The organism is Affinundibacterium flavidum, from assembly GCF_014284175.1.
Classification (GTDB): domain Bacteria; phylum Pseudomonadota; class Gammaproteobacteria; order Burkholderiales; family Burkholderiaceae_D; genus Undibacterium; species Undibacterium flavidum.
On the sequence record NZ_JACOGA010000002.1, the window covers coordinates 113,167 to 139,270 of the forward strand.

The following is a 26,104-nucleotide window of genomic DNA, read 5'->3' on the forward strand; positions in this document are numbered from 1 at the left end:
TGTCACTCAAAATGACTTTTCGAATGATGGTCTTTTTTTACTCTTAGAAGATAGTGAAAAACCAAAGCGCTTGCAAGTCATTGCTCCAGGAAAAGACAAATTTCGAGGACTCATTCCAATACTGCGACGTCTTACTGTGGTGTATTTCATATCGATACAAATCAGAATGGTATAAAAACTAATGAGTGCATTACCAATCAACCTAGCTTAAATACCAACCGTCGATTGTTATTTGCATCGCGACAAATAAGCAAATGAACTGCGCTAAATCAGACTACCTTATCAATTCAATTTGTCGCAGGCCCCAAACTTCTGTTAGCTTATAGCTCTTACTCTCTTGCACTTATTTTCTATGCCTACATCCCGTTCTGGTGGTCAATTAGTCGTTGATGCTTTGCAAATCCACGGCGTCGATATTATTTTTGGTGTTCCTGGTGAAAGCTATTTGCCCGTACTCGACGCGCTGCATGATAGTTCTATACGTTTCATCGTTAATCGCCAAGAAGGCGGCGCGGCATTTATGGCTGATGCCTATGGCAAAATGACTGGCAAACCCGGCATTTGTTTTGCCACACGGGGGCCAGGTGCCACCAATGCATCGATTGGCGTTCATACCGCATTTCAAGATTCGACGCCGATGATTTTATTCGTGGGACAAGTTGGCAATGATTTTGTCGAGCGTGAGGCTTTTCAAGAAATTGACTACCGTCGCATGTTTGGGCAAATGGCTAAGTGGGTAGCGCAAATCGACAGAGCGGACCGAATACCAGAATACATAGCGCGCGCTTTCCAAATCGCTACCAGCGGACGCCCGGGCCCGGTGGTATTGGCATTGCCAGAAGATTGTTTGTCAGCACAGGCCAGCGTCGCCGATACTCGCGCCTATCGTCCCGTACAAGCCTCTCCATCTGCTGCACAAATCGAAGAATTACACTTCCGTTTAACACAGGCAAAACGCCCATTTATCTTACTTGGTGGTACAGGTTGGGACGAGACCGCGTGTCAACAATTGGCAGCATTCGCCGAACGCCAACAACTCCCGGTAGGCTGTGCGTTCCGCTTTCAAGATTTACTCGCGAACACACATCCGAACTATGTAGGTGATGTAGGCATCGGGATTAATCCGAAATTGGCAGATAGAATCAAAAATGCCGATCTGGTGATTGCGATTGGCCCACGACTGGGAGAAATGACGACCAGCGGCTATACCTTATTCGAAGCGCCCTGCCCGCGCCAATCTTTAATCCATATTCACAGCGACGCACTAGAGCTGGGGCGCGTGTATCAAGCCGATATGATGATCAATAGCGGTATGCGTGAGATTGCCGCAGCATTAAGGTGCTTACCAAAAGTGAGCACACCGGATTGGTCAACGCAACTACAGCAAGCAAAAGCCGAACTCGCGGCATGGCAACAAGAGCCAGCGATTTTCAAACAAGAAAATGCACCGCTTAATTTATGGCAGGTAGTACAGGATCTGCAAGCAGCCTGCCCTGCCGACACCATCATTACTAACGGAGCAGGCAACTACGCCACTTGGGCGCATCGTTATTTTCTGTATGGTGGTTTGCGCACGCAATTAGCTCCCACCGCAGGCGCGATGGGATATAGCGTCCCCGCTGGTATCGCCGCCAAAATTCTCGACCCTAGCCGCACTGTCGTCACCTTCGCTGGCGATGGTGAATTTTTGATGAATGGGCAAGAGTTGGCGACCGCCGTGCAATACGGTGCCGCGGTGATCATTCTGGTGTTTAATAATTCGATGTTCGGCACCATACGCATGCATCAGGAACGTGAATTTCCTGAACGGGTCTCGGGCACACAGCTACAGAACCCCGACTTTGCCGCACTTGCACGTGCTTACGGTGCGCATGGCGAAATCGTTGAGCACACCGAAGATTTTTCGGCCGCCTTGCAACGCGCCTTGACGCATACACGCCAACAGAAATTACCGGCTTTGATAGAACTACGTTACGACGGCAATCTGATTACGCCAGGAGCCAGTCTGGCAAACATTCGCGCAAGCGCAAAAAAGGCTGGCAAATGAGATGCTCGTGAATTTGCATGCCAGAGTTTGCGGTAGATCAGAACTGAGATTCGCAACAGGGCGCATATTCGGTGCATATTTGATGCAAACTCAGCGCATACTCAACACAAATGCAATCTCAATTCCGAAGGAAATATCATGAAAATCTCTTTCCATGGCGCCGACAAAGATGTGACCGGCTCTTGTCATTTGATCGAATGCGCCGGAAAGAAAATTCTAATTGATTGCGGCTTGTTTCAAGGTGGGCGCGATTTGTCTGAAGAGAATCAAGAAGACTTTGGCTTTGATGCGGCGAGTATCGATTTTGTTTTGCTAACGCATGCCCATCTCGATCATTGCGGACGTTTGCCTTTGCTGGTGAAACGCGGATTTAAAGGCGAAATCATCACCACTAGCGCCAGCAAAGATTTAACACGTCTGGTCTTACTCGATTCTGCGCATTTACAAGAAGCCGATGCACGTGCACAAGCCCATAGGCAACAACGCCACGCACGCAATCAACGTCCAGTGGAAGAACCTCTATATACGCTCTACGATGCAACTCGCTGCTTTGATTTTTTTGGACGCGTAGCCCATTACGAAAAACCGATTAACGTCGCGGCAGGTATCACCGCCACATTCTACGATGCGGGGCACATTCTTGGCTCTGCCAGTATTTTTCTGGAATTGAAAGAAGGACGTAAGAGCTGTGGCATCGTTTTTTCGGGAGACTTAGGCAGTCGTGGCCGCAAAATCTTGCGCGATCCTGTTCCGCCACCACCGGCTGATGTCGTGGTGATGGAAACGACCTACGGCGATCGCTTGCATCGTTCTCTCGACGCCTCAGTCAAAGAGTTGTATCAGGCAATCAATGACACATTTCAACACGGCGGCAATGTCATCATTCCCACGTTTGCTTTAGAACGTTCGCAAGAAATTCTATGGTATCTGCGGGAAGGCGTAGAAAAGGGACTATTGCCCGCAGCCATGCATGTATTCTTAGATTCGCCGATGGCAATTTCCGCGACGGAAATTTTCCGCCATCATCCCGAATGTTATGACGATGAAGCCAGTCGCCTTTTTAAGCAAAAACGTGATCCATTTCATCTCAATAATTTACACATCACCCGTGATCAAACCGACAGTATGGCGATTAACCGCATTACCAGCGGTGCGGTCATTATGGCGGGATCGGGTATGTGTACCGGAGGCCGCGTCAGGCATCATCTGAAGCATCATCTATGGCGCAAGAATGCCAGCGTGATCTTTGTCGGTTTTGCTGCCATGGGCACGTTAGCGCGCCAGATTATTGACGGAGCCAGAACGGTGCGCTTGTTTGGTGAAGAGGTCGATGTCAACGCCCACATTTATACGATCAATGGTTTTTCTGCGCATGCCGATCGCGCCGAATTACTGGCATGGCAAAAACAAATTCAACCTGAACATACGATATTAGTCCATGGCGAAGAGGAAGTCATGCGACTCTTTGCCTCCAAGCTCAAGAATACCGAAGTCTTAATTCCGTCAAGAAATCAAAGTTTTACGCTGCCAGGATTGAAGGAAATTTGATGCAGCAATTAATACTTAACCTCACGACTTAGCTCTTACCTTACTTCTCACATCTATTCTTTTTTCAGGTAAGCACCAACAACAACTCAAAGCTTATGCCACTTCCCCCAACTGCCACACCAGAAGCTGCCGCGACTGCAAATACCAAGGATCACTTACCGAAAAGTATTTGGGTATTAGGCATGGTCAGCATGTTGATGGATATTTCGTCTGAAATGATCCATAGCTTGTTACCGTTATTCATGGTCAGTAGCTTAGGATTAAGTGTGTTCGCTGTCGGCCTGATTGACGGTATTGCAGAGTCAACAACCCTAATCGTCAAAGTATTTTCAGGTGCATTAAGTGATCGCCTAGGCAAACGCAAAACACTGGCGGTGATAGGTTATGGCATGAGTGCCTTCACCAAACCCTTATTCGCAATCACACAAGGTATGGGCTTGCTCATCACAGCGCGCTTAATGGATCGCGTTGGCAAAGGCATACGCGGCGCACCGCGCGATGCCTTAATCACCGACATTACACAAGCGCACATGCACGGCGCGGCTTTTGGCTTACGGCAATCCTTGGACACGGTTGGTGCATTTCTCGGTCCCTTGATTGCGACAAGTCTCATGCTGTTGTGGATGAATGATTTCCGACGCATATTCTGGCTGGCTGTTATCCCTGGAATTGCTGCCATGTGCCTCTTATTGTTTGGTGTACAGGAACCGCAGGTGCATGTCGAAAAGCGACCAGCCAATCCTATTAGTAAAGCGAACTTGATACGCTTAGGATCAGGCTATTGGTGGGTGGTTTGCCTCGGTGGTGTTTTCACACTCGCCCGTTTTAGCGAAGCGTTTTTACTACTGAGAGCCCAGCAATTAGGTGTACCACTAGCCTATGTCCCCCTAGTCATGGTGTTGATGAATCTAATCTACGCTGCGAGTGCCTATCCTTTCGGCAAGCTGTCAGATCGCCTGAATCCGACCAATTTGCTGGCGGGTGGTCTAATCGTATTGATACTGGCGGATTTAACTTTTGCAGTCAGCCATCACTGGATGGGCTTGCTGGCGGGCGTTGCCTTATGGGGCATACACATGGGCATGACACAGGGTTTAATGTCTGCCATGATCGCAGGATGCGCGCCAGCAGATTTACGTGGTACGGCTTTTGGATTCTTCAATCTGGTCAGCGGCATTGCCTTACTGTGCGCCAGCCTGATTGCTGGTTTGTTGTGGGAAAACCTAGGCGCCGCATTTACCTTCTATGTGGGTGCGACATTTGCAGGCCTAGCGCTGATCGGGCTCTATTTGTTTTCGCAGAGCATACCAAATCGTCATTTTCGCTAAAACTCCGCAGTAAATTTCACTGAACTTAGATTTGTCGCGGTAAAATCGCCGCAAAGTCTATTTATTGACAGTAAAGATCGAGAGTAGTCGTTCATCTGGTATCCGTATGGCTGCTCAAGTTTTTTGCCCGCCCATATCTCATTATTTACGATGCATTACTCACTATGCATTGCTTACTAAACTTCTGGAGTTTTTATGTTTACAAAAAAAATCTTGCAATTGGCGACCCTCGCTTTGTTAGGCGGCGCATCCACCATCGCAACTGCTGGAACAGATTTCACACAATTAAAAAACCTGAACCAATCTGAATTTGGTCGTCTTGCTAGTGATTTCACTTCAGCTGCTAGCTACAAAGGTGTGACGCCAGCCGCAGCACTTGGTATTACCGGTTTTGACCTCGGCGCTGAACTCTCGTTCACGCCATTAGCCAATAGCGGTGTATGGCAGAAAGCTGGTGCCGACATCTCCACTTTAATTATCCCTAAACTACATTTGCATAAAGGCTTGCCATTCAATATCGATGTCGGCGCTTCATTGAGTGCAGTACCAGATTCCAATATCAAGCTAATGGGCATTGAAGCACGCTATTCATTATTAGAAGGTAATGTTGCCTTGCCAGCAATTGCAATTCGTGGCGCCTATTCTAAATTGTCTGGTGTCAGTCAACTCGGTTTTGACAGTAGCAGTGTGGAGTTATTGGTATCCAAAGGTTTTGTAATGTTTACTCCCTATGCGGGAATTGGCCGCGTTTGGGGCAGCGTGACACCAAATGTCGGTAGCTTGCACAAAGTATCGCCAACAGCCAGTAAAGTATTTGCTGGTGTGAATGCCAATTTTGGTTTGATGAATCTGGCCGCAGAAGTTGATCGCACTGGTGATAATCAAACTGCTAGTGTCAAACTTGGTTTTCGCTGGTAGTTTATAGCAGATCCCTTGCTACCAGGCGCTAGCCGATGATGCGGGCAAATTTCTCCTTCTATTTACTGGGCGAGCGGGCTGCCGTCATGCAGTCCTGCTCAGATCAGATTGATGTCGATTGCCAGCGCCTGATTTGGGGTATTGCGCAAGGTTTGAAAGAACTAGCATGCTGCATTGATATCGTCCCCGGCATGAACAATCTGACCGCGATATTCGACCCGCAGCAGCAACATCCGCAAGCGATGCTGGAAACCTTACAAGCATTGGCGGACAACACAGATCCTTTGCTATTTCAAGCCCGCGAAATTCAAATTCCCGTCGTCTATGGTGGCGAATTTGGACCCGATCTGGATGTGGTTGCACAACACGCTCAACTCAGTCCTACCGAAGTCGTTGCTCTCCATAGTTCGGCTAGTTATCTGGTGTATTTCTTGGGATTTCAACCTGGTTTTGCTTATTTAGGTGGCTTACCACCTTCCTTGGCAACGCCACGCCGCAGTGATCCGCGCCTGCAAGTGCCAGCTGGTTCAGTCGGTATCGGCGGCAGCCAGACGGGAATTTATCCCGCAGCCAGCCCCGGTGGGTGGCAACTTATAGGACGTACGACACTCCCGCTCTTTCATCCTCTGCACACACCACCGACTTTGTTGCAACCCGGTGATCTGGTGCGCTTTATCGTGGAGCGCATTGATGCATAATCTAATCGACATCACCTCCGACCTGCGAGCCGGCATCCTCATTCAAAAAGCGGGAATACAAACCACCGTACAAGATTTAGGGCGACGTGGGCTGCGCCATCTGGGAATCAGTCAGGCAGGTGCGCTCGATGCAACATCCTTAATTCTGGCAAATAAATTGGTTGGCAATCCAGAACACTACGCCGGATTGGAAATCGTGATTGGCCCATTGCAAATCGTGTTTCAACGCGCTACCTGGTTCGCGCTATGCGGGGCGAATTTTGCGGCAGAGCTAGACGGCAAACTGGTTGCTAAAGCCTGGCGCCACTTCGCTCAGGCAGGACAAACTTTATGTCTGCAAGGAGCGCAAAAAGAAGCGCGTGCCTATTTGGCGGTGGATGGCGGGATAGAAGTTGAATCTATACTAGGCTCGCGTGCCACCGATTTACAAGCTGGATTTGGCGGACATCAGGGGCGTGCATTGCGCAAAGGCGATGTGTTGACTCTTGGACAGCCGCGTCTTTTTAAACGCTCGGTCGGTGTGCTACAAAGATGCTGGACACCTGAAATTCGCGCTATCCGCGGGCCAGAATTCGCGCAATTTAATAGTTGCGCGCGTAAAAAATTCTGGCAACAAGCCTGGCGCGTCAGTTCACAAAGTAATCGCATGGCATTTCGCTTAGAAGGCGATAAATTGGAACGTGAATCTTCATCCGAATTACTGTCACATGCGGTGTTACCTGGCGTCGTGCAAGTGCCAGCAAGTGGTCAGCCCATAGTATTGTTAGCGGATTGCCAGACTACGGGCGGCTACCCGCGTATCGCAACGGTGATAGAAGCCGATTTATGGAAAATTGCACAAACGCCGATAGGACAACATTTCTGTTTTATTGAAGTCGATCTCAACACTGCAATTGCCGCACAAGAAAAATGGCAACGCGAATTGCGCCGTATGGACAGCATGGAATATGCATAAATCTTCAACCACCTTACAAACGTTGCCGCGTATCGATCTAAATGCAGATTTGGGGGAAGGCGGGCAACATGATGCAGCGATACTCAAGATCGTCAGCTCGGCGAATATTGCTTGTGGCGGGCATGTCGGTGACACCGACAGTATGCGTACCGCCGTCCGTTTAGCACGCGCAAATGATGTTGCTATTGGTGCGCATCCTAGCTTTGTCGATAAAGAAAATTTCGGCAGGAGCGTACAACATCCCTCACCTGAAATTTTGTTTGAACAGTTATGCGAACAAGTGAATTCTTTGATCCAAATAGCTGAACAAGAAGGCTGTGTTGTGCAACATCTGAAGCCGCATGGTGCTTTGTATAATCAAGCGGCTAAAGATTCTGAACTCGGTGCCATTCTCATTCGCGTGATTCAAGATTGTCAGCCACAACTACGTCTGGTCGCACTTGCTGGCAGCGCCTTAGTCACACAAGCAGCAGCCGCTGGTATACACGTCATTCAAGAAGCCTTTGCTGATAGGCGATACAACAACGATGGCAGCCTGCGTGCTCGTACTTTTCCTGATGCTTGCATAGAGGATGATGCAGAAGCGGTACAGCAAACTCTCAAGTTGGTGCAACATCAGCAATTACAATCGGTCAGTGGCGAACTAATTTCTGTTCGCGCTGAAACCTTGTGCGTACACGGCGATGGCGTCCATGCTTTGCACCTATTGGAATCGATACGCGCGCAGCTAGTACAGCTTGGCGTGACTATAGCGGCACCCGAGCATTCATAATTTTTCAATATCAAGCAAGAAAAAACATCAATAAAAAATCAATAATCGACGCAAACAAAACACAAAAATAATCACAAACAAAAATCAAGGAAATTCGAGGAGATCAAGTACATGGATAGCAGTTTATGGTTGCCCTTAGTCGGCATACCCATCATCGTTGCTGGCTTTGCGCTACGCTTTAATCCTTTGCTAGTCGTCATTTCGGCAGGCTTAGCCACGGGCTTAGCGGTTGGTATGGATCCAGCAGTGCTGCTGGAAACTTTTGGCGAGAAATTTATGAATAGTCGCCAGCTTGCCAGCATTATGTTGATCTTGCCTGTCATCGCTTTACTAGAAAAATATGGTCTGAAAGAGCGCGCGCAGAGTTGGGTAAGTAGCATACGTAGCGCTACCACCGGTCGTATTTTGATGTTGTACTTTGTCTTGCGCCAATTCACCTGCTCGCTCGGCCTGATCAGTTTGGGTGGCCAAGCGCAAACTGTACGTCCTCTACTTTTCCCGATGGCAGAAGGTGCGGCCTTGGCAAAACATGGTGAATTACCTGAACACTTGCGGGAAAAAATTGCTGCCCACGCCGCCGCCTGTGACAACGTCGCGCTGTTTTTTGGCGAAGATATTTTTATCGCATTTGGCGCCGTACTTTTGATGACTGGCTTCTTGAAAGAAAACGGCATTACCCATATTGAACCTTTGATGATAGGTCTATGGGCAATTCCCACTGCCTTGTGTGCCTTGCTTATTCACTTAATTCGACTCTCTTGGCTAGACGCACAGATTGCGAGTGAGGTAGCGCAGTGGCAGCAACGGCAGCAATCTCAACAGATTAAACAAGGAGGGCAAGCATGAACAGCGCACTGAATGCAGGCGCCAGCTTGCTCAATCTACAAATCGTGTTTTATCTGATCGGCATCATCATTATGGCGATTGCTTACTTGAGCGTGCGCGATGTGAGTAATCCTAAACGTTGGACGACTGGCCTGTTCTGGTTTTTATTCGGAGTCGGTTTTTTATTTGGCGACATCATGATCGCTAATCTGGGCAAGCCACTCACACACAAAATTCAAGGCGGCATCGTGTTGTTACTGGCATTGATCGCCGGTAGCAATTTACTCGGCAGTGGACAACATCAAAGCAAAGCGAATACAAACAAAATCGCATTCGCAGAAAAATTTGGTAACCGTCTATTTTTGCCAGCGATTGCGATTCCGCTGGTAACTGTATTACTGACTTTAACAGGTAAAAATATACAAATTGGCGATTACTTTTTGCTCGATCAAAAAAACCTGACACTCGCTTGCTTAACCATCGCATGTCTCTTCAGCGTCGCCTATGCCTGCAAAATCACAGGTGGCACGCCGCTAAACGCAATTCAAGAATCACGTCGATTGGTTGATGCCATGGGTTGGGCTTTGATCTTACCTTTGATGTTAGCGATGCTCGGTGGCGTTTTCGTCGCCGCGAAGACCGGGCAATCAATACAAACGCTAGTCAGCTTATTTGTCAATCCCGATAGCAAGCTGGCCCTGATCGTGATTTATTGTGTGGGAATGGCCTTGTTCACGATGATCATGGGGAATGCCTTTGCCGCCTTTCCGGTGATGGCAGCAGGTATTGCGCTACCGTTTTTGATCCTGCAACATCATGCAAATCCGGCGCCCTTGGTCGCGATCGGTATGTTGTCGGGTTACTGTGGTACCTTGATGACGCCGATGGCCGCCAACTTCAATATTATTCCTGCTGCACTATTGGAATTAAAAGACAAATATTTAGTGATTAAGTATCAAATCCCCACTGCGCTTGCGGTCTTGGTTTGCAATATCACTTTGATGTATTTTCTTATCTAGAACATCTGCTATGTCCACTATTTTACTCACAGGCTTTGCGCCGTTTAATCGCGAAACTATCAATCCCTCATGGGAAGTTGTACGCCGTTTCGCGGATCAAACGATTCAAGCCGCACACACCTCACATACGTCGCATAAGATCAAGGTCGCAGAGCTTGCATGCGAATTTGGCACGTCCATTACGCAATTACAGCAACTAATAGACTTGCACCAGCCAGAGCTGGTGATTTGCATAGGCCAAGCTGGCGGACGTCCCGACATGAGCATAGAACGGATAGCAATCAATGTCGACGATGCGCGCATTCCCGACAATGTTGGCGCACAGCCTATCGATCTGGCGATAGTCGAAGATGGCCCTGCCGCTTATTTCAGTAGCTTACCGATCAAAGCCATCGTGCAAGCATTGCGGGCACAAGGCATCCCCGCCAGCGTCTCGCAAACCGCGGGTACATATGTTTGCAACCATGTTTTTTACGGATTGATGCATTATGCCAACACGCAACCTGGCATAAAACGTGCTGGGTTTGTTCACATACCGTATTTGCCGGACCAAGCCTGTCATCACCCTGGCGCGGCCAGCATGTCTGTCGAAACCTTGGAGAAAGCCATCAAGCTTTTATTAGAAACTTGCTTGATACAAAATCAAGATATTCGATTGAGCGCAGGCACGATTTGTTAAATACGCAAAAGTTTGTTGTTACTTTGGAAAAATATTTCCCTGATGAAGCTTTTTTAATGCAAGAGCGATTAAATATTGTTTAGAATCATTTGTAGAGTAATAAAGATTTATTATGCTTTCATGGCTAGCTAAGATCAGAGTCTGGAAGCTCGCCAAGCCTATCGCTGGAATAACATCAAATGCATCATTTTTTTCAAATGCTTAAGTCGCTCGAATAAGACATTCGAGCGACTTAATTAATGCGACGAATGCAACGAATGCAACCAACGCAACGGAAACATCACTTAGGATGAGTAATTATGCAAAGAGATTTTTTTCGTCAACCAAGCTTTGTTTATCTCGCTGGATTTATTAGTATTGCCGCTGCACTGACACTGGCTTGGCGACAAGCTAGCTTGATCAACTTTTCTATCTTTGCGCTAGCGGCAATTGCGGTTAGCTTATTGGTGCTTAGCCTGCTACGTAGCATTGCGATTGAAAATGCCAATGAGGCCAGCACCGAACGATTTAGCGATGATGCGAATACCGTCAATGCTTTGCGCGACTTGCTCACGAATGTATTGCCGTTGTGGGAAGCACACGTAGATACAGTCAAAAATCAATCCGAAACATCGGTGCAAGATTTACTCAATAGCTTTTCATCCATGGTAACTGCTTTAGACAAAGCGGGGTTTGAGGGAGCGAGCAACATAGACATCCACAATGCGCCGAAAAGCGATGTGACGATCACCTTACTGCAGTTATGCAAGAAAGAGCTTGCTCCGCTGGTCAATTCCTTGACGCATATGATAGAGAGCAAAGATGAATTACTAGCCTGCATCCGCGATTTAGCTAAGTCAACAGGTGACATGAATAGTATGGCACAGGAAGTTGGGCAAATCGCTGCGCAGACCAATCTGTTAGCAATCAATGCAGCGATCGAGGCGGCACGGGTCGGGATACAGGGACGCGGTTTCGCAGTTGTAGCAGATGAAGTACGAAAGCTCTCACACCTTTCCGCCGAGACTGGTAAGCGCATGACTGAGAGAGTTAGCCATATTGCCAACGTCACCAAAGTCGCCTTAGCGACTGCGGATCGTTCCGCAATTCAAGACAAGAAAATTCTTGAACTTTCTGGTGAAGTGGTACGCGATGTTCTGTCACATGTAGAAACCTTGGGCGACTCCGCTGAAGAGATGCGCCATCATGGGAATGTGATACGGAGTGACATAGAAAGCCTGTTGGTTTCACTACAATTTCAAGATAGGATTAGCCAGATTTTGGAAGTAGTACGCAATGATATGACCAAGTTCGAACAACTAGCACAAGACCTGCCACAGGTTGCGCTCCCACGCACCGAGGATTGGCTGGAAGAACTGAAGAATACCTATACGATGGAAGATGAACTCCGTCGTCACAATGGCTCGCGGCAAGATAGTGCGGCACAAGAATCGGATATCACCTTTTTCTAATGCGTCTATCTGGTCAACCCGCACTCATTGTCAACATTTGATCATTCTCAGGTTTTCGATACGGTAAATCATATAGCAGGAAAAGTTGAGATTTGAACTCAATGATATTACCGCCGAAAAATTGTCCATCCATCATGCTACTACGGAGTTTTCAATGTGGTCTCCATTGAATAAACCAAGAATCCTGATTGTAGAAAGCGATGAGTTAGTAGCGATTTTTGTGCAATTGAAGCTGGAATTGTTTGGTTATCAGGCGGTAGGGCAAACCAATTCAGGAGAAAAAGCTATCCAATTGACTGGTGAGCTTAAGCCAGACCTTATCTTGATGGATACCCAACTGTCTGGCGATTTGGATGGAGTCGCCACGGCGGAAGCTATACGCGCACAATTTTCATTACCGGTGATTTTTTTGACCGGAAAGAACAATGTAGATTCACTGGAACAGTCCAATCATTCCAACTCATTCACCTACATTACTAAGCCATTTTCCGATCAGGAATTACGCACAGTAATAGAAATGGCGCTCTACAAGCATCAAGCCGAAACCAAGTTGCAAATAAGTGATCTTGCGCTCAAAGCGATTTCTCAGGGTGTCATTGTGGCTACCCCAGATAATAAAATCGTCTCAGTTAACGACGCTTTTACACAGCAGACTGGCTACAGCATACAAGAGATATTCGGAAAAACTTGTCGCCTACTACAAGGACCACTAACCAACCCAGCGACCGTTGCTGCAATCAGAATAGCACTAGACCACGGTACGCCTTACTTCGGTGAAATTCTCAACTATCGCAAAGACAAGACGATTTTCTGGAATGAACTCACCATCACTCCGGCATTTGATGAACTCGGTCAGCTTACGCACTTTATTGGGATATCGCGTGATATCACAGAGAGAAAAAATACTTTAGAGGCTTTGCGCCAGAGCGAACATGATTTGCTAGAAGCGGAACGTTCAACGCATGTAGGGCACTGGATCTGGGAAGCTAGCACCAATAAAATCAGTTGGTCTGACGAAATGAAGCGAATCTGGCAACGCGATCCGGCAGAGTTTGATGGCGATTTGTTTGAGATGATTAAACATACTGTCTATCCCGATGATCAGGCGATTGTCATTGCGACTTGCAAAGAAGCGTTCGAAGATAAAGAGGAATACGATCCGTTCGAATATAGAATATTTTTGCCAGATGGGAGTCTACGTACTATTTGGGCAAAGACCGGTCGTAAACAAATTGATGCACGTGGCAAAATCATTCGCCAAACTGGCACCGTACAAGACATCACTGAGCGCAAACAGGCAGAAGATGAAAGGCGCATGAATCATGCCTTAATGGAGCAAGCGTTTGGCAGCTCTCCAATTGGCATGGCTTTAATCGACATAGAAGGAAAATTCCTGCGAGTCAATCGCGTTCTGTGTGACATGTTTGGATATCAGGATATAGAGTTGCTCAATCAAGAGGCGAACAAGTTCGCTCATCCTGATGATGTCAGCCAAGACAAACAGCTCATCTTGCAGCTCTTGCATGGTGAAATTGAACGTTATGAAGTTCATAAACGTTTTTTTCACAAAGACGGTACGCTGGTATGGCTACAAGTTAATGCATCATTGGTTCGTGATGCCTTAGGAGCACCTGTTAATTTTGTAACGCAAATTCAAGATATTACTCAACGCTTACTCGCAGAGGCTCAGCTCAATCAGCTCTCACAAGCTGTTGAACAAAGCACCGAGGCCATCATCATTACCGATGTCATTGGCAAGATAGAGTATGTCAACGACACCTTCGTCAAGAAATCTGGTTTCAGCAAATTAGATGCCATCGGACACTATCCTAACATCCTCAATTCAGGGCAAACGCCTGCCGAAACATTTTCGCAATTGTGGAAAACAATCAGGGCTGGTGACACCTGGAAAGGTGAACTGATAAATCGCCGCAAAGATGGTTCAATTTCTATCGAATACGCAACGATTTCACCGTTACGCCAGGCTGATGGCAGTATCTCCCATTTTGTTTCGACACAAGAAGATATCAACGAAAAGAAAAAACTCGGAGAAGAATTAGAAAAACATCGTCACCACCTAGAAGAGTTAGTTGATAGCCGAACTAAAGAATTGGCAATAGCACGCCAACTCGCGGAAGCAGCAAACCAAGCGAAGAGCAATTTCATTGCCAACATGAGTCATGAAATTCGCACACCGATGAATGGCGTTTTGGGAATGACGTATTTGGCTTTAGGAGGAGTGACCGATCCCAAACAAAGAGACTATCTGGAAAAAATTCACTTATCTGGCCAGCACTTACTGCATATCGTTGATGACATCCTAGACTTCTCCAAAATCGAAGCAGGAAAAATGCACTTGGAAGCCATCGACTTTAGCTTAAACGAGTTAATGAAAAAATTGACCATTATGGTCAATACCAAGGCTGCGGGCAGACAACTAAAATTACACATAGAGATTGGCGAAGATGTACCGCGGCAGATGCATGGCGACCCGCTCCGCCTGAGTCAAATACTCATCAACTACACCAACAATGCGATCAAGTTTACTGAGCATGGTGAAATTCGAATTCGCGTTCGCGTACTCAAAGAAACACCATCTGGTTGGCTGATCAAATTTGAAGTCTCCGATTCTGGCATAGGCATGAGTGAGGATCAACAGAGCAAAATGTTTCGTTCGTTCGAGCAGGCAGATGGCTCCACCACGCGCAAATATGGCGGCACCGGTTTAGGTTTGGCTATCAGTAAAGAATTGGCGATATTAATGGGCGGAGAAGTGGGTGTGCAGAGTCGCTTAGGTCAAGGCAGCACATTCTGGTTCACTGCACTGCTGGAACAGATAAAGGGGCCGCCATTACCAATTGAACAAATCAAAGAATATCAACATGGACTCGACGACTTAAAGCGACTGGCGCAAAACCAAGATATTTGCATTTTGTTGGTCGACGATAACGATTTCAATCAACAGGTAGGAAGTGAACTATTGAAAGTTGCTGGCTGTGAAGTCATGACTGCAGAAGACGGTCAGCAAGCGCTCGATGTACTTGCGCAAGCAAAAGAAAAAATCAACTGCGTGTTAATGGATATTCAAATGCCAGTCATGGATGGATTGGAAGCGACTCGTCATATTCGCGCAAATCCAGAATATCTTCATATTCCAGTCATCGCGATCACCGCAAACGCGATGAATCAGGACCGCATCCAATGCCTCTCCGTCGGCATGAATGATTTCATCGCAAAACCATTTACACCAGATTTGCTTTACGCGACGGTTTTTCGCTGGCTAGGTCAAGCCAATCCAGAAGTCTCAGTGGCACCCGAAGAGCCGGCGTCGACAAATCAGGACGAGGTGCCAACTGCCACCAACCACGTCGCGATAGATTTAAGCGTACTGGCTAATTTAGTTGGAAACTCACCCGAAAAAATTGGTAAATTCGCCAAAAAATTTGTGGACTCAGTCAAAGCAGGCTTGCTTGAAATTCGGCAATTGCAAACCGACAAAGACTTACCCGGACTTAGTGCCATAGGCCATCGCCTAAAATCCAGCGCACGCACCGTAGGCGCGATGCAATTTGGCGAACTTTGCCAAGAACTAGAGAAATTAAAAGACGGTGGAAGCCTTGAGCAAGCTGACCCTATCATAGAGCGTTTGCATACGATTTTTCAACAAGTGGAAGATGAAGTCGAAGCATATTTACATCCGCCGGCAGTGGTTGATTTCTCTCTAGCGACACATGCGGCAGATACGGTCGTTGAACAAATTAAGCAATTAAGAATCAAGTCCAATCTGCACGTCTTGGTGTTAGAAGATGATCCTGCGGATTTGGAACTCGTCTGCAATACTTTGCGCAAATTAGGTGTGTCGCAGATTTCCGCATGCTCTGAAGGGCATCAAGGCCTTGCAGTCTTGCGAACCTATGAGCCAGATGTATTGATTTGTGATTTGACTTTACCAGGGATGGATGGCATCAGCTTTTTGCGTATAACTTCAGAAAACTCCTACAAAGGCGGCATTATCCTATTGACCTCTGTCGATAAGAGCGTCATGAAAGCAGCAGAAAATCTCGTCAAAGCATATGGACTAAATTTGCTGGCATCGCTACAAAAACCCGTATCAGAGGGCGATCTCTACGTAGCCCTTGGCAAGCAAGCAATCTCCCCGTCCAACAGAATGGCCAAACGCAAAGTGCCATCACTCAGCTTACATGATCTACAGACCGGCTTAGTCGAAGGCGCTTTAGAAATATTCTATCAACCCAAAGTTTCCATTAGAACGGGTAAGGTCATCGGGGCAGAATGCCTAGCTCGTTGGCGCCACCCCGGTCGCGGCCTATTAGGGCCAGACGCATTTATTTCGACGATGGAAAAGCACGGCATGATAGATGAAGTCAGCAAATTAATTCTCGAAATCAGTGCGGCTCAGCTACGCAAATGGTATAGCCAAGGACATCAGCTCAAATTGGCAGTCAATGTTTCTATAGATAACTTAAATCAACTCGATCTACCAGAGCAATTCGAGGCCATATTGCAGGCGGTGGGAATCCGCCCTTCCCAATTCATACTCGAATTAACCGAGACCCGATTAATGGAAAATCTCACTGTCAGCTTGGAAATCTTGACGCGCTTACGCTTAAAAGGATTTGGTTTATCCATCGATGATTTCGGAACCGGCTTTTCAACCATGGAAAACCTTAAACAACTACCATTTACCGAACTCAAAATTGACCGCGCCTTTGTCAATGGCGCATTTCATGATGAAGCATCTGAAGCCATTTTGAATTCAAGCATACAATTAGGAAAAATATTTGATCTAAATCTGGTTGCCGAGGGCGTAGAAACACAGCAGGACTGGGATCTGATCGCAGATTCTGGCTGTGATGAGGCTCAAGGATACTTTATCGCCCAACCGATGCCAGCAGAAAATTTCATCGAATGGAAGACAAAGTGGGAGAGAAAGACACTGAAAACGAATACTTCGCACTAAGCGATCACGCGATTCGCCCGACAAACTACCGCGCTAAACTGAAAGCGAAAGATAGACTAATAAAAGATGTGTAGCAAAGATTTTAAGTCATCAAATCTTTGTTGCCCTCTTGCACAAATTATCACCAAAGTATCTTCAAAGAAATATGGGAAATCTGGCACAATAGATTTCTCTTGGTAGCACTAAGAAGTTGATGACCTCTTCAATCTGAAATTTTGCAATTAGGCACGATATTTGCATCGTTTATGTTCGATTGAAGACAAACTGAAAGGATATGAACTATGCGTAAAAATTATGCGGATCTGAACGTACTAATAGTGGACGACGATGAATTTCAGGTGGAGTTTGTTTCAGATTTATTGCGTGAGTTAGGCATAAGCAATATAACGACTGCCGACGGTGGGAAGAAGGGTTTAGCGGCGTTTGATCGGGCATTAGTGAAACCGGATGTACTATTATGCGATATCCAAATGCCAGATATTGATGGATTTGAATTCATGAATGCCATGGGGGAAAGAAAATTCACCGGCGGAGTAATTTTAATGTCCGGCCAAGGTTCGCGCGTCTTGCACTCCGCATCCTTAGTTGCACAGTTATCTCGTCAAAATTTCCTTGGCAATATCGCCAAACCAGTCAGTAAAGAAGACTTGAAAGAGAAAATTCAACAGGTATTAGGCTAGATGACATTCTTAAATACACGAAGTCGACAACAGCGCACAAAATAAAGGCCGACAGGGGCTTTTACTTATGTCGGCTAAAAGCGCTTAGGGCTGATATCCAACACCGCCACAGATATCGAAGTACTAGGACTTTGTTGCTGCATATTTGCCTTATAATGCCCGCAAATTCTTTGTGGGCATTTTTTATTCTATTTCTTATTTTATCGACCTATTTTCTCTACCTCCATGAATACTCTATTTTGGCTAGTCGTACTGTATTGGGTGATCTCTGTTGGACTTGGACTGTACGCCGCGCGCTTCGTCAATAACTCAAAAGATTTCGCGGTCGCTGGCCGATCCTTGCCTATGTATATCGTCACTGCTACGGTATTCGCTACCTGGTTTGGTTCAGAAACGGTCTTAGGAATTTCCTCAACATTCGTCAAGGAAGGATTGAAAGGTGTCGTTGCTGACCCTTTTGGATCCTCTCTCTGTCTGATCTTTGTCGGCTTATTTTTTGCCCGCCCACTGTACAAAATGAACTTGCTGACCATAGGCGATTATTACAAAGCCAAATATGGTCGCACGGTCGAAGTCTTAGTCTCACTCTGTATTGTGGTGTCTTACCTGGGTTGGGTCGCTGCTCAAATCAAGGCGCTAGGATTAGTATTTAGTGTTGTCTCTGGCGGTGCAATTGATATGAATACAGGCATGATCATCGGTGCAGGTAGTGTTTTGATCTACACCTTGATGGGCGGTATGTGGTCGGTGGCGATCACCGATTTCTTGCAAATGATCATCATTATGGTCGGCATGATGTATATGGGCTGGGAAGTGTCGAATATGGTTGGCGGTGCTGGCACTGTCATCAGCCACGCCGTGAATGCCGGGAAAATGGAATTCTGGCCTGCGCCCACGACGCGCGAAGTTTTGTGGTTCTTCGCTGCCTGGATCACTATGATGTTGGGTTCGATTCCACAGCAAGACGTCTTTCAGCGGGTCGCCTCAGCCAAATCTGAAAACGCCGCCGCCAATTCTGCAGTGCTTGGCGGTAGCTTATATTTCTTATTCGCCTTCATCCCTATGTTTTTGGCATATTCCGCGACGCTGATTGATCCTGACATGGTGACCAAACTCATCGGTACCGATCCACAAATGATCTTACCAACCTTGATCATGACCAAGATGCCTTTGTTTGCACAAGTCATGTTCTTTGGTGCCCTACTGTCTGCCATTAAGAGCTGCGCTAGCGCAACTTTGCTCGCCCCTTCTGTTACTTTTTCTGAAAACATCTTAAAGCCATTTTTCCCCAAACAGTCTGACAAACAATTCTTGTTCATGATGCGGGTAGTGGTGTTGATTTTCACGGCAATCGTCACCTTATTTGCCATGAATACCGAAGCAAGTATCTACAAAATGGTCGAAAATGCCTACAAAGTGACGCTAGTTGCTGCCTTCGTGCCTTTGGCATTTGGCTTGTACTGGAAACCAGCAACGCAACAAGGTGCTTTATTGTCAATTATTTTAGGATTAAGCTCTTGGATCATGTTAGAAATAAACGCCCCTGAAGACTTTTGGCCGCCACAATTGGTCGGCATCCTGATGAGTCTGGCGGGCATGTTCTTAGGATCTTTGTTGCCACAATTCAAACGCCAACAAGCAATTTAAGAAAATACACTGGCAAAATCGCTGATCTGCAGGTATCTGGCTCAGTGATTTTTGTAAAAATCAAGGATAAACCGTTATAATTCAGGGTTTTACAAGTTTTCCTGAGGATAAAAAATGCCTATCTATGCTTATCGCTGCGAGGGATGTGGCTTTGCCAAAGATGTGCTGCAAAAAATGTCGGAAGACCCGCTCACGGTTTGCCCTGAATGCCAACAACCTAGCTTTAAAAAACAGGTCACTGCTGCGGGCTTTCAATTAAAAGGATCGGGATGGTATGTGACTGATTTCCGCGGTGGTAATGCGGGTGGCGCAGGTGCAAATACAGGTGCAGCGACGGGTGTAACGGCAAACAATGAGGGGAAATCAGGATCTGCCACCGCTACCGAAGCGAAAGACTCAAGCGCTGGTGCTGGTGTTAGTTCTGGTACAGGCACAAGCAGCGACAGTAGTTCCAGCACGAATTCCAGCACGAATGCCAATGCCAGCAGCACTAGCGAAAACAAAGCAGCCTAAACCAAGCAACGTCGAAGCAACAACATTGAAGATCTATGCGTAAATATTTTATTACTGGTTTATTGATACTTGTTCCCTTAGCGATCACCGCATGGGTGCTACATGCGGTCATCAGTACCATGGATCAGTCTTTATTATTGTTACCGACACAATGGCGTCCTGAAGCATTGATCGGCTTTAAAATCCCGGGACTCGGCGCGGTACTCACCGTCCTGATTATTTTTGTTACAGGCTTGTTGACCAAGAATTTTATTGGCAAATATGTAGTCGGATTGTGGGAAAAATTGCTCACCCACATTCCAATTGTTAGCTCCATTTACTCTAGCGTCAAACAGGTTTCGGACACCTTATTTTCGTCCACCGGCAACGCATTTAGCAAAGCACTATTGATTCAGTATCCACGTGAAGGCTCGTGGACTATCGCCTTCTTAACTGGCAAACCCGGTGGCGCTGTTGCCAAACATCTGGATGGTGACTTCATCAGCGTTTATGTACCAACTACCCCTAACCCAACATCTGGGTATTTTCTGATTATCCCCAAAAAGGATGCAATTGAACTCGATATGAGCGTTGATACGGCGCTCAAATATGTAGTTTCTATGGGTGTCGTAGCACCAGAAGTGGCAGAACAAGCAGCACAAAATAATTCTTGTAATTAGCCACTTGTACCTTGCCTAACTTGTGCCCTGAAATGTGTTCTGAATCAATTACGTGATCAAAGAATCAGAATTTACAAATCAGTTTTAACGAATAAGTTTTAACGAATCGGTTTCAAAGAATAAACGTCAACGCAATTAACTTTTTAAAGAAAACAGGTAAGAAATTATGTCCATGCGTACCAACTACTGCGGCCTTACTACTGAAGCATTACTCGGCCAAACCGTCAGCCTGTGCGGCTGGGTGCATCGCCGTCGTGATCACGGTGGGGTTATTTTTATCGATTTGCGCGACCGTGAAGGTCTGGTGCAAGTGGTGTGCGATCCTGATCGCGCTGAAGTCTTTAAAAATGCAGAAACGGTACGTAATGAATTCTGTTTGCGCATCACTGGTATCGTACGTAATCGCCCTGATGGCACCATCAACAATAATTTGAAGTCAGGCAAAATCGAAGTCTTGTGCCATGAATTAGAAATCTTGAACGCTTCCGTCACGCCACCGTTCCAACTCGATGATGACAACTTATCAGAGACAACGCGCTTGACGCACCGCGTTTTGGATTTGCGTCGCCCGCAAATGCAAAACAATCTGCGTCTGCGTTATAAAGTCGCGATGGAAGTACGTAAGTTCCTCGATGAAAACGGCTTTATCGATATCGAAACACCGATGTTGACCAAATCCACGCCAGAAGGCGCACGCGATTATTTAGTGCCGTCCCGTGTCAATGCCGGCAACTTCTTTGCTTTGCCACAGTCTCCACAATTGTTCAAACAATTATTGATGGTCGCCAACTTTGACCGTTACTACCAAATCACCAAATGCTTCCGCGATGAAGATTTGCGTGCAGACCGTCAGCCAGAATTCACGCAGATCGACTGCGAAACTTCATTCATGAACGAACAAGAAATTCGCGATATGTTTGAAGGCATGATCCGTGGCGTATTCAAGAAAACGCTGGATATCGATTTGCCAAATCCATTCCCAGTCATGGACTTCGCTGAAGCCATGGGATTGTATGGATCTGACAAACCCGACATGCGCGTTAAATTGCAATTCACTGATTTGACCGACATCATGAAAGACGTGGACTTTAAAGTCTTCTCCAACGCAGCAAACATGCACAATGGTCGCGTAGTCGGTATGTTAGTGCCGGGCGGCGGCAGCATGCCACGTTCTGAAATCGACGCTTACGATCAATTCGTCCGCATCTACGGCGCTAAAGGTTTGGCTTACATCAAGGTCAACGACAAAGCCGCTGGTCGTGATGGTTTGCAAGCGCCTATTGTGAAGAACTTGCATGATGCGGCATTAGCAAAAATCATAGAATTGACTGGCGCAAATGACGGCGATTTGATTTTCTTCGGCGCGGACAAAGCTAAAGTCGTGAATGATGCGATTGGCGCCTTGCGCGTGAAAATTGGTCATAGCGAATTCGGTAAAAACAATGGCTTGTTCGAGGATGCATGGCGTCCATTGTGGGTGATCGACTTCCCTATGTTTGAACATGATGAAGAAAACGATCGCTGGACCGCAACGCACCATCCATTCACTGCACCAAAAGATGGTCATGAAGATTTGATGGAAACAGATCCAGGCAAATGTATCGCAAAAGCTTACGATATGGTCTTGAATGGTTGGGAACTCGGTGGTGGTTCTGTACGTATTCACCGTGCTGATGTCCAAAGTAAAGTATTCCGCGCATTGAAGATCAACGACGACGAAGCACAGTTGAAATTCGGCTTCTTGCTCGACGCCTTGCAATACGGCGCGCCTCCACATGGTGGTTTGGCATTCGGTCTGGATCGTATCGTAACGATGATGACAGGTGCAGAATCCATCCGTGACGTCATCGCCTTCCCGAAAACACAACGTGCACAATGCTTATTGACACAAGCACCGTCAGAAGTCGATGAAAAGCAATTGAAAGAATTGCATATTCGTTTGCGTGCAGCGGAGCCTAAGGTCGTTTAAGTCAGACACCTGATCAAAAATCAGGCAGAACGGCAAACAAAATGGCAGACCTTGGTCTGCCATTTTTTATTTGCGTGCCACGTTTTGCAGACACAGGCTCAGCCGCGAACTATTTTTTTGAGACCTCTGCACAACCGTCACGATCGGTCGAAGTTTGAATCGAGAAGCGCACCTGTGCTAAAGCACAGCGACGCATTGACATATCCGCAGATCCAAAGTTCGGCCGCGCAGTAGGTTGTGCAGAGGTCTCTTTTGAGGAGTGGATTTATGGCATACTGACCATACATCTAGCAAACGTACCTCCCTCTGAACAATCGACAATTTTCGACAAATTTCGACAAATTATGAGTAGCACTTACAAAATCCCAGAATCCGTCTTAGTCGTCATCTACACCCCCGAACTCGATGTTTTGTTACTGGAGCGTGCTGACAAACCAGGATTCTGGCAGTCCGTTACTGGCTCTAAAGATACGCTGGACGAAGCACTGGAAGTGACTGCCCAGCGCGAGGTGATGGAAGAAACAGGTATCGATACACGCAGTCATCTACTCAGCAATTGGCAATTGGCGAATGTGTATGAAATTTACCCTACCTGGCGCCATCGTTATGCGCCCGGTGTGACGCAAAACAAAGAATACGTTTTTGGTCTTTGTGTACCGCGCTCTACATCGGTTACACTAGCCCCAAGAGAACATCTGGGTTATCAGTGGTTGCCACTGCAAGAAGCGGCTGATTTATGTTTTTCAGCTTCCAATGCAGAAGCGATTTTACAACTGCCACAACGCTGTAAAATCTAGATCAAACCCAACTCCTACAAAAAAATTCATCCTCATAGTCATATTCAGACCTAGACCTATACCCTGCCCCAGATCCTGACCAAGAGGCCAACAGATGAAACTTCGGATTGCCACCTACAATATTCACAAAGGTGTCAGTGCATTTGGCCGCAAAGCGCGCATCCATGATCTCAAAGAAGCGATTAAATTACTGGATGCTGATCTGATATTTTTGCAAGAAGTTCAAGGGCAGCATGATCACCATGCGAAGAAACACAACGACTGGCCTGAACAAGCCCAACATGAATTTCTTGCAGGTGATTCGCATGCATCGAGCTATGGCATGAATGCCGTGTACGAACATGGGCATCATGGCAATGCCCTACTCAGTCGATTACCAATTTTACATTCAACAAATCACGACGTTTCTGATCATGCGTATGAACAGCGTGGGATTCTGCACGTACGTGTGCAGTTAGGCGAAGTACTGGCACATTGTTTTGTCATTCATCTTGGTTTGTTCGCTGCCAGCCGCCGACGTCAGATTCAAGCCTTAATTACTCAAGTACAGGCCCAGGTTGAAAAAAATCAACCTGTCATTATCGCTGGCGACTTCAATGACTGGAGCCAACGCCTGAGCCATACTTTGTATAAAGAATTAGGTGTGATTGAAGCCTTTGATGTCGCCCATCACCATCATGCAGAAACCGTCATCAAGCGAAGCGCCCTAAGCTCAGTGAAGAGCCTGTTTCAAACCAAATCACCGCATGCGCGCACTTTCCCTGCCGGACTGCCGTGGCTAAGCCTTGATCGCGTGTATCTACGTGGTTTTCATGTTGAACAAGCACAGGTATTGAGCGGCAAACCATGGTCGCAATTATCCGATCACGTGCCTATTTGCGTCGACCTCAAGCTCAATCACCTGCAATTACATCATGGCTAAATTGGTGTTTTGCGACGGCAATCAAGTGCAATTACTGCACACTGGCGAACAGTTTTTTGCAGCCCTGATCGACGCCATACATCATGCGCAACATGAAGTATTTTTAGAAACCTATATTTATGCCACAGATCAGAGCGCACAGAAAATTACCGATGCGCTGTGTGCAGCAGCGCAACGCGGTGTCTGCGTACAAGTGATTATTGATTGGATCGGTGGTGGGAAACACACACAAGAATTGCAAACAAGATTTCAACAAGCGGGCGTGGAATGCCGATTATTTAATCCCTGGTTTAAACGCGGCTTAGCACGCACACATAGGAAGCTAGCAGTCATCGACCAAGACATCGCGTTTATCGGTGGAATCAACATCATTGACGACTGCCTATCTGATGATGGACGAAATACGACACTCCCATTTCCGCGCTGGGATTTTGCAGTACAAGTCCACGGCAAATTAGTACACAACGTCTATCAAGAAATGAATGCCCAGTGGCTAAAAATGGGCAAACTACAACTGCTGCAAAGGCTAAAACTAGCCGTCAATTTACGCAAGCCAACCACTACTATTGACTATCATTTAAGCCAGGCAGCGTTGGTAATTCGTGATAATTTGCGCAATCGCAGCACTATACAAAAAGCCTACTTGAAGGCACTCGGTTCGGCACGTCAAACCGCTATTCTGGCGAATCCGTATTTTGCACCTGGACGCAAGATTCGGAATGGTTTGATCAAGGCGGCACAACGTGGCGTGGACGTCAGTTTATTGCTAGGCGTAGGTGAATTCGATTGGCAAGACGCGGTTGCACAATCGTATTACCCTAAGCTCCTAGCTAGCGGCGTCAAAATTTTTGAATACCGCAAAACCAAGTTGCACGCGAAAGTTGCCGTGATCGACCAAGATTGGGCGACGGTAGGCTCGAGCAATTTTGATGGTCTGAGTTTATTTGTGAATCATGAAGCGAATATTGTCATCCTCGACAAGGACTTTGCCGGCAATCTCAAACAACATTTACAACTAGGTCTACTTGACGCCGTGCAAATTGATCCGCATTGTGTGATTCAGCTATCTTGGTTCAGTCGCATCAAACACAGATTGGCGTATCTGTTCTATCGGACGTTGATGCGCATCGCCACACTTGGTCAATATCGTTAAACCATTTTCCCTCATTTGTTATGCCAACGACACCCCTTCTGACTACCCGAATCGACAAATGGCTGTGGGCCGCACGTTTTTTTAAAACGCGCAGTTTAGCCAGCAATGCCGTTGAACTAGGACGCGTACTGCAAAATGAGCTCAGAGTAAAACCAGCGCATGCCGTCAAAGTCGGCGATTTGTTAGAAATCCACCATGCAGATCAAATCTGGCAGGTTGAAATTGTAAAAATCATCGACGTGCGCGGCTCTGCGAGTATCGCGCAAACAATGTATGGTGAAACGGCTGAAAGTATCGCAAAACGGCAACATAAAGCCGAGTTACGGCGATTTCAAACCGAGCCCGCGGCGCAGTTACAACAACGCCCTACTAAACGCCAACGCAGACAACTCAATCATATTTTGATCGAATAAATCAGCGCAAGGCTTCACAAAATTGATCCAAATTCGCGCCAAACAAAAATTTTAAACATTTACGCAACTCAATATTTAGATTTACAAAAGTTTTTACTTATTCAATATAAATTCGGCGTATATTTATCTT

The 26,104-nt window shown here is 46.6% G+C and carries 21 protein-coding genes; all 21 read left to right on the forward strand.

Annotation, left to right across the window (positions count from 1 at the left end; genetic code table 11):
• Positions 1 to 352: 352 nt before the first annotated feature.
• The 21 genes from H8K55_RS02370 to H8K55_RS02470 all read left to right on the forward strand — a co-directional run bounded on the left by H8K55_RS02370 (position 353) and on the right by H8K55_RS02470 (position 25,974).
• The gene (locus tag H8K55_RS02370; protein ID WP_186940423.1) at positions 353 to 2,047 is read left to right on the forward strand and encodes a thiamine pyrophosphate-binding protein; all 1,695 of its coding nucleotides are present in this window, start codon (positions 353 to 355) and stop codon (positions 2,045 to 2,047) included.
• Positions 2,048 to 2,185: 138 nt separating this feature from the next.
• Entirely contained in the window at positions 2,186 to 3,595 is a 1,410-nt protein-coding gene (locus tag H8K55_RS02375) for an MBL fold metallo-hydrolase RNA specificity domain-containing protein (RefSeq protein ID WP_186940424.1), read from the forward strand.
• Between the two features lie 95 nt (positions 3,596 to 3,690).
• Positions 3,691 to 4,923, forward strand: a complete 1,233-nt coding sequence (locus H8K55_RS02380; protein WP_186940425.1) for an MFS transporter — start codon at positions 3,691 to 3,693, stop codon at positions 4,921 to 4,923.
• 195 nt (positions 4,924 to 5,118) lie between these two features.
• Positions 5,119 to 5,841: a hypothetical protein gene (locus tag H8K55_RS02385; RefSeq protein ID WP_222612327.1), complete on the forward strand. Its 723-nt coding sequence runs from the start codon at positions 5,119 to 5,121 to the stop codon at positions 5,839 to 5,841.
• Between the two features lie 35 nt (positions 5,842 to 5,876).
• A complete protein-coding gene (gene pxpB / locus H8K55_RS02390) occupies positions 5,877 to 6,539 on the forward strand; it encodes a 5-oxoprolinase subunit PxpB (protein WP_186940426.1) in 663 nt (220 codons plus the stop codon).
• The gene (locus H8K55_RS02395) at positions 6,532 to 7,494 is read left to right on the forward strand and encodes a 5-oxoprolinase subunit C family protein (protein WP_186940427.1); all 963 of its coding nucleotides are present in this window, start codon (positions 6,532 to 6,534) and stop codon (positions 7,492 to 7,494) included. Before pxpB ends, H8K55_RS02395 begins: the two co-directional genes overlap by 8 nt.
• Positions 7,487 to 8,266: a 5-oxoprolinase subunit PxpA gene (gene pxpA / locus H8K55_RS02400; RefSeq protein WP_186940428.1), complete on the forward strand. Its 780-nt coding sequence runs from the start codon at positions 7,487 to 7,489 to the stop codon at positions 8,264 to 8,266. Before H8K55_RS02395 ends, pxpA begins: the two co-directional genes overlap by 8 nt.
• A gap of 111 nt (positions 8,267 to 8,377) precedes the next feature.
• Positions 8,378 to 9,112, forward strand: a complete 735-nt coding sequence (locus tag H8K55_RS02405) for a DUF969 domain-containing protein (protein WP_186940429.1) — start codon at positions 8,378 to 8,380, stop codon at positions 9,110 to 9,112.
• Entirely contained in the window at positions 9,109 to 10,110 is a 1,002-nt protein-coding gene (locus tag H8K55_RS02410) for a DUF979 domain-containing protein (RefSeq protein ID WP_186940430.1), read from the forward strand. Before H8K55_RS02405 ends, H8K55_RS02410 begins: the two co-directional genes overlap by 4 nt.
• A 10-nt stretch (positions 10,111 to 10,120) precedes the next feature.
• Positions 10,121 to 10,789, forward strand: a complete 669-nt coding sequence (pcp, locus tag H8K55_RS02415) for a pyroglutamyl-peptidase I (RefSeq protein ID WP_186940431.1) — start codon at positions 10,121 to 10,123, stop codon at positions 10,787 to 10,789.
• A gap of 299 nt (positions 10,790 to 11,088) precedes the next feature.
• Positions 11,089 to 12,240 (forward strand): methyl-accepting chemotaxis protein, encoded by a 1,152-nt coding sequence (locus tag H8K55_RS22125; RefSeq protein ID WP_186940432.1) that lies wholly within the window; start codon positions 11,089 to 11,091, stop codon positions 12,238 to 12,240.
• A 154-nt stretch (positions 12,241 to 12,394) separates the two neighbouring features.
• Entirely contained in the window at positions 12,395 to 17,221 is a 4,827-nt protein-coding gene (locus tag H8K55_RS02425) for a response regulator (RefSeq protein ID WP_186940433.1), read from the forward strand.
• A 281-nt stretch (positions 17,222 to 17,502) separates the two neighbouring features.
• The gene (locus tag H8K55_RS02430) at positions 17,503 to 17,901 is read left to right on the forward strand and encodes a response regulator (protein ID WP_186940434.1); all 399 of its coding nucleotides are present in this window, start codon (positions 17,503 to 17,505) and stop codon (positions 17,899 to 17,901) included.
• Between the two features lie 225 nt (positions 17,902 to 18,126).
• Positions 18,127 to 19,548 carry a high affinity choline transporter 1 gene (locus tag H8K55_RS02435; RefSeq protein ID WP_186940435.1) on the forward strand — a complete coding sequence of 474 codons (1,422 nt, stop codon included), beginning with the start codon at positions 18,127 to 18,129 and terminating at the stop codon, positions 19,546 to 19,548.
• A 114-nt stretch (positions 19,549 to 19,662) separates the two neighbouring features.
• Entirely contained in the window at positions 19,663 to 20,061 is a 399-nt protein-coding gene (locus H8K55_RS02440; RefSeq protein ID WP_186940436.1) for an FmdB family zinc ribbon protein, read from the forward strand.
• 35 nt (positions 20,062 to 20,096) lie between these two features.
• Positions 20,097 to 20,720 carry a DUF502 domain-containing protein gene (locus tag H8K55_RS02445; protein ID WP_186940437.1) on the forward strand — a complete coding sequence of 208 codons (624 nt, stop codon included), beginning with the start codon at positions 20,097 to 20,099 and terminating at the stop codon, positions 20,718 to 20,720.
• 166 nt (positions 20,721 to 20,886) lie between these two features.
• Entirely contained in the window at positions 20,887 to 22,689 is a 1,803-nt protein-coding gene (gene aspS / locus H8K55_RS02450; protein ID WP_186940438.1) for an aspartate--tRNA ligase, read from the forward strand.
• A 344-nt stretch (positions 22,690 to 23,033) separates the two neighbouring features.
• Entirely contained in the window at positions 23,034 to 23,486 is a 453-nt protein-coding gene (gene nudB, locus H8K55_RS02455; RefSeq protein WP_186940439.1) for a dihydroneopterin triphosphate diphosphatase, read from the forward strand.
• Between the two features lie 94 nt (positions 23,487 to 23,580).
• Positions 23,581 to 24,408, forward strand: coding sequence for an endonuclease/exonuclease/phosphatase family protein (locus tag H8K55_RS02460; protein ID WP_186940440.1), 828 nt, complete (start codon positions 23,581 to 23,583; stop codon positions 24,406 to 24,408).
• Entirely contained in the window at positions 24,401 to 25,561 is a 1,161-nt protein-coding gene (gene clsB / locus H8K55_RS02465) for a cardiolipin synthase ClsB (protein ID WP_186940441.1), read from the forward strand. Before H8K55_RS02460 ends, clsB begins: the two co-directional genes overlap by 8 nt.
• 20 nt (positions 25,562 to 25,581) lie before the next feature.
• The gene (locus tag H8K55_RS02470; RefSeq protein WP_186940442.1) at positions 25,582 to 25,974 is read left to right on the forward strand and encodes an RNA-binding S4 domain-containing protein; all 393 of its coding nucleotides are present in this window, start codon (positions 25,582 to 25,584) and stop codon (positions 25,972 to 25,974) included.
• Positions 25,975 to 26,104: the final 130 nt, after the last annotated feature.